Annotated in this window: 8 protein-coding genes and 1 other RNA gene; 3 read left to right on the top strand and 6 right to left on the bottom strand. The window is 69.7% G+C overall.

All coding sequences use genetic code 11. The features are described from left to right. Window positions 1-5: 5 nt before the first annotated feature. Complete coding sequence (locus ACIBH1_RS03835; RefSeq protein WP_397312022.1) at window positions 6-2,048, bottom strand: endo-1,3-alpha-glucanase family glycosylhydrolase; 2,043 nt, start codon at window positions 2,046-2,048, stop codon at window positions 6-8. Between the two features lie 297 nt (window positions 2,049-2,345). Between ACIBH1_RS03835 and ACIBH1_RS03830 the strand changes: the two genes are divergently transcribed. After that, window positions 2,346-2,630 carry a hypothetical protein gene (locus tag ACIBH1_RS03830; protein ID WP_397312021.1) on the top strand — a complete coding sequence of 95 codons (285 nt, stop codon included), beginning with the start codon at window positions 2,346-2,348 and terminating at the stop codon, window positions 2,628-2,630. Further along, entirely contained in the window at window positions 2,615-3,061 is a 447-nt protein-coding gene (locus ACIBH1_RS03825) for a hypothetical protein (protein WP_397312020.1), read from the top strand. The genes ACIBH1_RS03830 and ACIBH1_RS03825 overlap by 16 nt, the downstream gene beginning before the upstream one ends. A 69-nt stretch (window positions 3,062-3,130) precedes the next feature. Here ACIBH1_RS03825 and ssrA read toward each other — a convergent pair. From ssrA to ftsE, 5 genes are all read right to left on the bottom strand, one after another. Next, window positions 3,131-3,514: a transfer-messenger RNA gene (gene ssrA / locus ACIBH1_RS03820) on the bottom strand. Window positions 3,515-3,773: 259 nt separating this feature from the next. Then, on the bottom strand, window positions 3,774-5,657 hold the full coding sequence (locus tag ACIBH1_RS03815; RefSeq protein WP_397312019.1) for a penicillin-binding transpeptidase domain-containing protein: 1,884 nt from the start codon (window positions 5,655-5,657) through the stop codon (window positions 3,774-3,776). Window positions 5,658-5,711: 54 nt separating this feature from the next. After that, window positions 5,712-6,179: an SsrA-binding protein SmpB gene (smpB, locus tag ACIBH1_RS03810; RefSeq protein ID WP_397312018.1), complete on the bottom strand. Its 468-nt coding sequence runs from the start codon at window positions 6,177-6,179 to the stop codon at window positions 5,712-5,714. Between the two features lie 62 nt (window positions 6,180-6,241). Next, on the bottom strand, window positions 6,242-7,144 hold the full coding sequence (gene ftsX / locus ACIBH1_RS03805) for a permease-like cell division protein FtsX (protein ID WP_397312017.1): 903 nt from the start codon (window positions 7,142-7,144) through the stop codon (window positions 6,242-6,244). A 12-nt stretch (window positions 7,145-7,156) separates the two neighbouring features. Next, window positions 7,157-7,846: a cell division ATP-binding protein FtsE gene (gene ftsE / locus ACIBH1_RS03800; RefSeq protein ID WP_181611482.1), complete on the bottom strand. Its 690-nt coding sequence runs from the start codon at window positions 7,844-7,846 to the stop codon at window positions 7,157-7,159. Window positions 7,847-8,307: 461 nt separating this feature from the next. On the opposite strand from ftsE, the gene ACIBH1_RS03795 reads away from it, so the two are divergent. Next, entirely contained in the window at window positions 8,308-11,046 is a 2,739-nt protein-coding gene (locus ACIBH1_RS03795) for a LuxR C-terminal-related transcriptional regulator (protein ID WP_397312016.1), read from the top strand. Window positions 11,047-11,075 lie beyond the last annotated feature (29 nt).

Here is an 11,075-nt window from a genome sequence, read left to right as displayed (position 1 = left end):
CGGCGTCAGCGGGCGCTGGAGGCGGCCCGGTAGTGCAGGTCCTGGACGTACGGCTTGGCGGTGACCGGGTACGGCGAAGCCACGCTCGCGACGGTGCCGGAGCGGGTGACCGTGGCCGACACGTCGCCCGGGACGAGGGTGAAGGTCTTGGCCGAGACTCCGGCGGGAGCGGTGTAGGTGTGCTTGGCCGTGCCGACGGTGACCGACACCGTGCTGGAGGCGGTCAGCATGGTCAGCACCTCGACGGTGTCGCGCGCTGCCGTACTGCCGCTTCGCAAGGTCATCAGCGAGGTCTGGCCGGTGTACGTCGGGGCGGCGGCGTGGGGCTGGACTCTGTGCGTGACGTACGCGACGTCCTTGGTGATGCGCGGGCAGCCGAGCTTGTAGCAGGTCAGGTAGTAGGCGTTGATGTCGAGGTAGGTCCAGCCGGCGTTCCTGGAGGGGGCGAACTGGGTGTTCTCTGAGTAGTCGTTCCAGGTGGTGAGCTGCACCCAGTCGGCGTCGCCGTCGATGGCGCCCGCCCAGGTGGTGCGGAGGTTCTGGGTGTTGGCGGCCTCGTCGTACTTGGCCTGGTTGGGGCGTTCGTCCTGGACGGACACCGGCTGCATCCAGATCTTGCCCAGGCCGTGCGCGGTGGCGATGTTGGCGCCCAGGCTGGAGTTGGCGGCCGGGTTGCGGGAGCCCCAGTTGGAGAAGCCGTAGCTGATCGGGGCGAAGGCGTCCTTGTTGGTGCCGAAGTTCAGGAAGACGGGGACCAGGGCGATCTTGAGACCGTGTTCGGTGTTCATGGCGGCGATCCAGTCGCGCCACCAGGTGGCGGTGCGGGCCTCGGCCTTGAACGGCGAGATGACCAGGCGGCCGTCGCCGAGCCGCAGGACCGAGTCCGACTTGGCGAGCAGGGCCATCGCGTCGGCGATCGCGTCACTGGACTGGGAGGCCAGGCCGTTCATGTCGGGCATGAGCACGATGTCGAAGCCGGGGTCCACGGCCTCGGCGGCCTGGATGAGCTTGTTCACCCTGACCCAGTGGGCGTTGGAGGTGGTGACGGACAGGATGTCGACGGTGAAGCCGTCGATGCCCGCCGCGATCGCCTGCCGTACCTCGGTCTTGAGGTTTTCGGCCACGTAGTCGCCCGACGTGATCGGCGGGCGGGGCAGCGGGCGGTCGCGCAGCAGGCCGCCGTATGCCGCGTGCTTGCCGCTCTCGCCGGTGGGGCTGAGGTAGTTCCTGGCGTAGTAGTCGGAGGCCGGGTCCTTGTTGTCGAGGGAGATCGGGTAAGGCGTGAAGTAGTGGGCGAAGACCTTCTTGTCCGAGGCGCGCAGCTCACCCTTGGCCGGCAGGACGAACGGCAGCGGGCCGGTCGTGGCGCCCTCGGTGTAGGTGACGGTCAGCTTGGGGCCGCGCTCGCCGGTCGCCTCCGAGGAGTGCAACTGGGTCACGGCCGCGTCGTCCTGGACGAGGGCGAAGCCGTACGAGCCGTTGCCGGTGATCGCCGAGGTGACGGTCAGCTGGGCGGGCTGGCTCGCGGTGAAGCCGGTACGGGTGCCCGCCGTCGCCTCGCCGACGGCGGGGCGGGTGTTCCAGGTCGTGGCCTCGGACCAGTCGCCGGTCACCCGGTGGGCGGTGACCGTGGTCGCGGACGTCCTGATCGAGACGACGTCGATGGTGGCGCTGGTGATCACGGCGCCGGCGGGAAGGCCGGTCAGGTCGAAGCCGACCAGGGCCATGCGCCGGCCGGCGATCGAGCTCGTGCAGGCGCTGCCGCAGACGGTGAGCCATTCGGCGGCGCCGAAGTTCTTGGCGGGTTCGCCCTGGCTGAGGAAGACGTCCTTGGTCGCGGGCACGGTGAGGGTGACCGGCGCGGCGACCGCGCCACGAGCAGCGGCTCCTTGCCCGGTGGCGACCGCTCCTTCCGCGGTGGCGGCCGCTTGGAGGCCGGGCGCCGGGGTGGCCGCGGTCGCCGGCGTGGCCAGGTGGGCGCCGAGCACGGCGAGCGTGCCGAGGGTCGCGACCGCTGTCCTGAAATATCCGGTTATTCGAGTTGTCACCGATCAAGGGTGAGACAAGATCAACACACCCGTCCCGACTTTCGGTCAACCCGCCGCGCTTGGAACGGTACTAATTCGGCCACCCCGCCGTGGAGTGCCCCCTGGACACGAAACCGCCCCCTACCGTGGAGTGTCTCTCCAGGTAGAGGGTGGGCTGGTCCGGTGAACCTTCGTTGAACCGCGCCGAGCTTCGGAAACGCCTTGATGCTCTCCGGGACGTGCCGATCCGCACCGTCTGAGGCCCACCCACGACATACATCCGCCCCGCTATCACACTATGTGTCATACACTTGAGGCATGGCGAAAACGAGGAAGTCCCCGGCCAGTGGCGATCCCGTCGCCACCCCCCCAGCGGACGCCGACGTCACCGTCCGCAAGACCGTCACCATGAGGACATCCATAGTGCGCCGGGTAGAGGCTCGAACCGGTCGCCGCGACTTTTCCGCCTACGTAGACGGCGCCGTGGCCCGAGCCCTGGCCATGGACGATGCGCTGGAGATCCTCGCCGAGGCCGACGAACGGCTCGGAGAAATCAGCGACGACGCCATGGCCGAAGCGGAGCGGGCATGGCGCGGCGAGTAGCGCGACCCGACGTCCTGTCCGGCAAGGTACTCGTCCTCGACGCGCAAGCCCTGTCGCTGTGGGCCGACGACGACGAGCGGATGCGGGCTCGTATCAAGGTCGCCACCGCCCACGACTACATCCCCGTCATCAGCTCCGTGACGCTCGTCGAGCAGCGCCGCGGCGGCAAGGCAGGCCAACGCCTCGCGTGGCTACGCTCTCGCCTGACCATCATCGGGGCTGGCGAGGAGGTCGCCGACCTGGCCGCCCGGCTCCTGTCCGATGCCGGTCTCGATGGCCACGACAACGTGGTTGACGCGCTCGTTGTCGCCACCGCTGCCACCGCGGGCGGACCCGCCCGCGTAGCCTCCAGCGACGGCAGCCATATCCCGAAACTGTGTCAGGCAGCGTCGGCGCTACGAGCCGCACCGGTGGAGTGGCTGCGCGTGTAGGTGCAGTATCCGACCGAACGAGAAAAGCGCCTCTGAGCAACGGTGTCGCAGCTCAAAGGCGCTTTTCCACGGTGGAGGTGGCGGGAATCGAACCCGCGTCCTTCAACCCCAAACCAGGGCTTCTCCGGGCGCAGCCTGCTTGACGCTTTTCTCGGCCCCGGTGCTTCCGCAGGCGGATCACCGACGGGCCCAGTCACTGTTAGATTTCCCGCACGCCCCCGTGACCGGGGCTAGCGGTTGAGCCTTCTAGCGATGCCAGGTCCTGAGCCGAAGGCATTCTCAGGCTGACAGTCGGTCGCTGTTAGGCGACGAGGGCGAAGTTAGACTTCGCCTCGACAGTGCTCTTAGTGTTGGCACTTGTGGTTTGCGGTCACAGGATTTACGAGGTTATGTCCGCCGTCCTCGGCCCGCTTCTCCTGACTTGCAAGGTCAAAGTCGAGACCAATCACCCCCAGGTGTGAACTGTCTAAGACCTTACAACACCCGCGAGGTGAAGCGCATTCCACTAAATGCCGAAGCCCTCGGGAACGCGGCAAGCAGCACACATCCCCGAGGGCTGACCGGCAGGGTCGAGCCGGTCCGGACGGCAGGGCTTCCCCCGAGATGAAGCCCTATCTCATCACAGCGACTGGGACCGCAACCCCCCGAGCGATCCAGTCATTAGGGAAGACGCAGCACATGACCGAAAAGGTTGCTCGCTGTCACTAATTAATCACGAAGAGTTGCCGACGGCGCTGAAGAAGCGTCCCGCGAGGGCGGAGGGGTCGGCCTTGTCGACGAGGACGGCGATGGCCACATCGCCCTGCCAGCCGACGAACCAGCTCAGTGTCTTGCCGGGAACGTCGGCGCGGATGCCGTGAACGCCGTTGACCGTGCCTGCGGGACGGGCGGTGCCCGCTCTGACGCCGAGGCGCATCATCGAGACGAGCGAGTCGCGGGCCTTGGCGTCGAGCGGCACGGCGGCGGGCTGGGCCTGCGGGAGGGTCGCCTGGGACGGGTCGGGCGAGGTCGGCTTGGTGACCAGCAGCGGGGGGTTCCAGGTGCCGGAGGCCAGGGAGCCGGCGATCAGGGCCATGCTGAGCGGGCTGATCTGCATGGTCTGGCCGGCGATGGCCTGGGCCTTCTCGGCGTCGCCCGGCGTCTGGGGCCACTTGCCGCTGAAGGAGGCCAGCGGCAGCTTCCACGGCTTGCCGATGCCGAGCTCCTCCGAGCTGCGCAGCAGCTGCTCGGCGTCGACGAGGCGGGCCAGCGAGGCCAGGCCGGTGACGCAGCCGTTGGCGAAGTTGCTCTGGAGGGTGCCCGAGGGTGTCTGCTGGACCGACTGGGTGCCGGAGTTCTCGAACCAGGCGCCGCCGACGGTGCGCCTGGGCGCGCAGGGCAGCTTCATCTTGGGGTCGCGGTCGGCCTTGAGCAGGGCGTAGGCGGCCACGATGGACATCGCGGTGCCGCCGGGGTATTCGCCGTCGAGGCTGTCCTTGATCTGGTCGTAGCTGCCCGCGGTGCTCACGGCGAGGATCTTGCCGGTGGAGGCCTCGACGGCTACGAGCGTGCCGGCCGAGGCGCCCTGGACGGCGGTCTGCGCGGCCCGCTGGATCGAGGAGTCGATGGTGGTGTGCACCTCGACCGCGTCGCGCTGGCTCTCGAGCTCGTCGAGGACCGCGACCTCCTCGCCGGTCTTCAGGTCGAGCGTGACGACCTTGGTGACCGTGGATCCGGTCAGGTGGTCCTGGTAGGCACGCTGCAGGCCGCTGCGGCCGATGGAGTCGCCGGCCCGCTGGGGGCCGCCGAGCTGCTGCTCGCCGCGGGCGGTCAGGGTGCTCACCGAGCCGACGATGCCCTTGGGGTCGGCCGGGGCGACCGGGTGCGGCTCCTGGTTGATCTGGATGCCCTTGATGTCTTGCAGCTGCGCCCTGAGCTCCTGATGTCGCTTGGCGCCGAGGGTGACCAGCGGCACGAAGTCGCTGGGCGGGGAGGAGCGCACCTTGCTGAGCAGCCGGTCGGCGGCGTAGCCGGTGATGCCGGCCAGCCGGTCGCACACCTCTTCGGCGTCGGCACCGAGCTGGCCGGGGGTGACGCCGACGACGTAGAGCTGCATGTCGGTCTGGAGCGAGGCGCCGTCGCGGTCGACGATGGCCCGCCGCCCGACGGGCTTGGTGGGTACGGCGAAACGTTGTCCTTCGCCGAGCTTGGGGTGGAGCACCGAGGGCGACCAGTGCACCTTCCACCGGCCGTCGACGACGCGGAGCGGGAGCGCCCCGTCGTAGACCCACAGCGGGTTGTTCTCGCCCAGGTCGACCTCGGCGGTGAAGTCGGCCGTCGCCTGGTCGCCGCTGCGCTTCACCGAATTGATCTTGAACTCGAAGGAGTTGGCGTCGAGGTCGAGCTTGGCGTCGCTGAGCGCCTTGGCGACGACCTTGGGGTCGGCGTCGGTGCGCGCGGCGGCCAGGTCGTACTGCTCCTGCTTCCAGCCCACCAGGAAGTCGCGGATCGCCTCGTGCGGAGCGGGCTCCTCGAAGCAGGCGGTCAGCGTCGTGCACGCGAGCGCCAGCGCGGCGGTCGCGGACAGGGTGCGCTTGATTCGGCTGCTTCGTTTCACGGGCTGGTTCGACTCACAACTCGATAGGGCACGGCCGGCCGCGCCAAGGGTGGATCAGCGGGTGCGTGCGCGGACCTCGCGTGCCATCTCGCGCTTGGCCTGCTGCTCGGCGAGGGTCTGGCGCTTGTCCCAGTCTTTCTTGCCGCGGCCCAGGCCGATCTCGACCTTCGCCCGGCCGTCCTTGAAGTACAGCGACAGCGGCACGATCGTCAGCCCGCCCTCCTTGAGCTTGGCGGCGAGCTTGTCGATCTCCTTGCGGTTGAGCAGCAGCTTGCGCTTGCGGCGCGCGCTGTGGTTGGTCCACGTGCCCTGAGCGTATTCGGGGATGTGGACGTTGAGCAGCCACGCCTCGTCGTTCTCGACCGTGGCATAGCCGTCGGTCAGCGAGGCCCGGCCTTCGCGCAGCGACTTGACCTCGGTGCCCTGCAGGACGAGACCCGCCTCCAGGACGTCGCCGATGTGGTAGTCGTGCCGGGCACGCTTGTTCTGGGCGATGAGCTTCCGCCCGGTCTCACGTGGCATACGTACACCTTACCGTTGTGCCGCGCCGCGCCGATGGGGCGCGTTCGCGCCCCATCCGACAGCTAGACGCGCAGGTAGCGGCGCAGGGTGACGAAGGAGGCCACGACACAGATCGCCACGCCGATGACCAGCGTCCACACGATCGCCCACGCCACCGAGTCCCACTGCAGCTGCGATCCGGGAGCCAGGAAGGTCTGGAACTCCTCGAACACGAAGACCTTGGCGAGGATCAGCATGATCGCGGCGCCGACACTGCCGATCAGTCCGGCGATCATGCCCTCCATCACGAAGGGCAGCTGGATGTAGAGGTTGGAGGCGCCGACGAGGCGCATGATGCCGGTCTCCCGCCGGCGGTTGAACGCCGACAGTCGCACGGTGTTGGCGATCAGCAGGATCGAGGCGATCACCACCACGCCCGCCAGGACGTAGGAAGCACTGCGCAGCGCATCGAGCAGCCCGAAGAACCCGCCCAGCAGGTCTCTCTGGTTGACCACGCTGGAGACGCCGGGCTGGCCCGTCATGGCCTGGAGCACTGGCGTGGAGATGTCGGGGTTCTTCAGCTTCACCCGGAAGGACTCGGGCATGTCCTCGGCGGTGGTGACCTCCAGGAGCGTCTTGCTGGCGCTGCTCTCCTGGAAGTTCTTGTAAGCGGCGGCCTTGTTCTCGAAGATCACCCCCTCGACCTCGGGCATGCTCTCGAGCTTGGTCTTCAACGTCTCCATCTCGGCCGTAGTGGCGCCCTTGCCCTTACAGTCGGGGTCGGCGGAGTTCTTGCTGCAGAGGAATACCGAGACCTCGACCTTGTCGAACCAGTAGTCCTTCATGCTGTTGACCTGCGTGGTGATCAGGAAACCGACACCCAGCATGGCCATGCCGACGGCGACGGTCACGATCACCGCGACCGTCATGGTCAGGTTTCGGCGAAGGCCGATCCAGACCTCGGAGAGGATGAAATTGATGCGCATGCTTCTCCTTGGTCAGTACGCCTGGCCGTACACGCCACGCGACTGGTCTCGGACGATCTTGCCGTCCTCCAGCTCCACGACCCGCTTACGCATGGAGTCGACGATGGCCGCGTCGTGCGTGGCCATGACGACGGTGGTGCCGGTCCTGTTGATCCGGTCGAGCACCTTCATGATGCCGATCGAGGTGGCAGGGTCGATGTTTCCGGTCGGCTCGTCGGCCAGCAGGATCATCGGGCGGTTGACGAACGCGCGCGCCATCGCGACACGCTGCTGCTCACCGCCGGACAGCTCGTCGGGCATGCGGTGGGCCTTGCCCTCAAGGCCGACCAGCTCGATGACCTCGGGCACGACCTTGCGGATGAACCGCCGCGGCTTGCCGATGACCTCGAGCGCGAACGCCACGTTCTCGTAGACGTTCTTGTTGGGCAGGAGCCGGAAGTCCTGGAACACGCAGCCGATGCGGCGGCGCAGGTGCGGCACCTTGAAGTTGGACAGCCTGGCGAGATCCTTGCCTGCCACGTGGATGGCACCGGAGTTGGGCCGCTCTTCCTTGAGGATCAACCTCAGGAAGGTCGACTTCCCGGAGCCGGACGGGCCGACCAGGAACACGAACTCGCTCTTGTCGATGTCTACGGAGACATGGTCCAGCGCGGGCCTGTTCTGATTCGCGTAGACCTTGGTGACGTTGTCGAAATGGATCACGAGAGCATCACGGCGTACCAGTCTAGGGGCCAAGCTGGAGAGCGGGCGGCACAAGCCCACTTCCCACCGCTGACCGATCGGGGGCGTCTATCTTTACTGATGATCGACGTTCCGATTGGCTGGAGGACAGTCTAGGGGGAAGACTGGCATGGAACGTCCATAACGGAAACAAAACGATTGAGCGCCTAGACTGGGGAGCAGTATGAGTTGCGAACACCTTGTCTGCGCCAACTGCGCACATCCCGTCATCGAGGGCCGGTGCGCCACGTGCCGCGCCAACCGAGAGCGCATGCATCGCCACGGGTTCACCCTGACCCCGGCGACCGTCGCCGCGATCCTGCTCGCCACGCTGCTTGTGACGCTCGTCCTCCTGCAGCACCTGGTCTGACCCCCGCATCGGCGAAATCACCGGCCGGTAATGGGCCTGTTCAGATTCGTCATGCCGTCGTAACACTGGACGTGTGTCTGCCTCATCTTCGCTGTACGGCAGGGAGCGCGAGGAGGAGGCGCTGCGGCGGCTCGTCGAGGGCGCCGCGGCGGGCTCCGGCGGGGCGCTGCTGCTGACCGGCGGGCCCGGCCTGGGCCGTACGGCCCTGCTGGACCAGGCGGTCGCGATGGCCGGGCGGGCGGCCCCCACGGCGGGCCCCGGCTTCCTCGTCCTCAGGGGATGCGGCGCGGGCGACGAGAGCCGCCTGCCGTACGCGGGACTGCACGCCTTGCTGCACGCGCTCGACGGCTCCCCCGCCCTGTACGGCACGCCGCCGCCCGGCCTGGCTCTGCCGGTGGCGGTGCTGGAGCTCCTCGACTCCCTGGAGCGGCCGGTGCTGGTGTGCGTCGACGACGTGCACCTGCTCGACGGGCCCAGCAGGCAGACGCTCTTCTTCCTGGCCAGGCGGCTGGCCGGGCGGCCCGTGGCGATGGTTCTCACGGCGCGCGGGGAGCTCGGGCCGGTCGAGGGCATCACGGCGCTGGACCTGACCCCCTTGGACAGTTCCAGCAGCCGGGCGTTGCTGGCGGACCTGGTGCCGGGGATGGCCGAGGACGTGGGCGCGGCGCTGGACCGGGCGGCCCACGGGGTGCCGCTGGCGCTGGCCGAGCTGGCGGGATCGCTCCACCGCCATCCTCCACCCGAGGTGATCCCGCGCGGCGGGCGGTTGTGGAGGGCCCACGCGGAGCGGCTGGCGGCGTTGCCGTGTGCCAGCAGGCGGGTGCTGCTGCTGGTCGCGTCCGATCCCGAGCTGGACTGCGCGACGCTGGTGCGAGCGTGCGGGGCCGACTTGGCGGCGCTGGAGCCCGCGGAGGCGGCGGGGCTGGTGAGGCTCGCGGGCGGCAGGTGGGAGATCGCCGATCCGCATCTGCGCGCGGTGATCTACCACGGCGCCTGCCTGGCGGACCGTCTCGCGGCCCACCGCAGGCTCGCGCGGGCGCTGGCGGACAACCACCCGCCCGACGCCGCAACCAGGGGGGAAGCGACGGGCGACGCCAAGGCCGCGGATGCGCCCGCCGACGGGCGGAGGCGGCGGCTGGCGTGGCATCGTGCCGCCGCGCTCGACGGCCCCGCCGAGCGCCTGGCCGACGAGCTGGCCACCGCCGCGCCGTACGGCTCGGCCCCCGAGGGCAGTTTCCCCGACCCCTCGCGCGCCTACGAGCGTGCCGCCGAGCTGACCGCGAGGACCCACCTCAAGGCCGCCCGCATGGCCGCCGCCGCCAGGCACGCGTGGTCGGCGGGCCGGCCGTGGCGGGCCAGGGACCTGCTCTCCCGCCTGGGCTCGCTGGCCGTCCCCGAGGAGGTGCGCGGCCGGGCGGGGCTGGTGCGGGGCAGCCTGGAGCTGCGGCTGGGCGAGACCGCCAGCGCCTGCGAGGAGCTGCTCACCGCGGCCAGGTCGCTGCTCGACCACGACAGGGCGCTGGCCGTGCGCACGCTCGTCAGGGCGGCCGAGGCCAGCTACCTGGCCGCCGACAACCACCGTTTCGTGGCGGTGGCCCGCCAGGCGGCCGCGTTGCGCTCCCCCGACGACCCGCCGGACGTGCGCCTGATGTTCGACTACCTGGCCGGGGTCTCGGCGACCTTCAGGGGCCGCCACGCGGAGGCGGCGGCGCCGCTGCGCCGGGTGCTGGAGCTGGCTCCTGCCGTGGACAACCCGTCGGTCCTGGTGTGGGCGACGGTCGCGAGCCTCATGCTGGGCGAGGACCGCCAAGCGGTGCGGCTGTCGGCCAGGGCCATCGCCACGGCCAGGGCGCGCGGTGCGGTCTCGGTGGTGCCGCAGGTGCTGGAGACGATGATCCACGTCCAGATCTGGCGCGGGCGTTACGCCTCGGTCGCCGAGCACGCGATGGAGGGCCTGCGCCTGGCCAGGGAGACGGGCCAGCTCAACAGCGCCGCCCAGCATCTGGGCTGGCTGGCGGTGGTCGCGGCGATCCAGGGCGACGCGGAGACCTGCCGGATCCGCGCCACGGCGGCGATGGAGCTGGCCGACGCGCACGGGGTCGGCGTGGCGGGCGCGCTGGGCGACTGGGCGCTGGGTCATCTCGATCTGGCGGCGGGCCGTACGGGCAGCGCGGCAGAGCGGCTTCGGCCGCGCGGCCGTCACGATCACGTGGTGATCCGGATCATGGCGACGCCGAACCTGGTCGAGGCGGCCGTGCGGGCGGGCGACCGGGAGCGCGCCGAGGCGGCGCTGCCCGCGCTCGACCGCTGGACCGGCAGCATGCGCAACGCCGACAGGCGGGCGCTGGCGGCCAGGTGCCACGCCCTGCTGGCCGCGCCCGGCACCGCCCGCGAGAGTTTCCGCGAGGCGATCGAGCTGCACCAGCACGGCGCCTGCGAGTTCGAGCGGGCCAGGACCCTGCTGCTGTACGGCGGGGCGCTGAGGCGCGAGCGTCAGCCGGGCGCCGCGCGCGAGCACCTGCAGGAGGCCCTGGAGGCGTTCGAGAGGTACGGCACGCGCCTGTGGGCCGAGCAGGCGCGCGCGGAGTTGCGGGCGGCGGGCGAGACGGTGGGGCAGCCGCGCCCCGCCTCCCTGGACACCCTCACCGCCCAGCAACTGCAGATCGCCCGCATGGTCGCCGAGGGCGCGACGAACAGGGAGGTGGCCGCGCAGCTGTTCCTCAGCCCGCGCACGGTCGACCACCACTTGCGCAACGTCTTCACCAGGCTGGGGATCAGGTCGAGGGTGGATCTGGCACGGCTGCTGTCTTGACTGGCGATTTCACCGATGCGCAGAAGGCT

This window comes from Nonomuraea sp. NPDC050663 (assembly GCF_044456985.1).
Lineage (GTDB): Bacteria > Actinomycetota > Actinomycetes > Streptosporangiales > Streptosporangiaceae > Nonomuraea.
The sequence above is the reverse complement of the archived record's forward strand: the minus strand, read 5'-3'. Positions and strand labels throughout refer to the sequence as shown.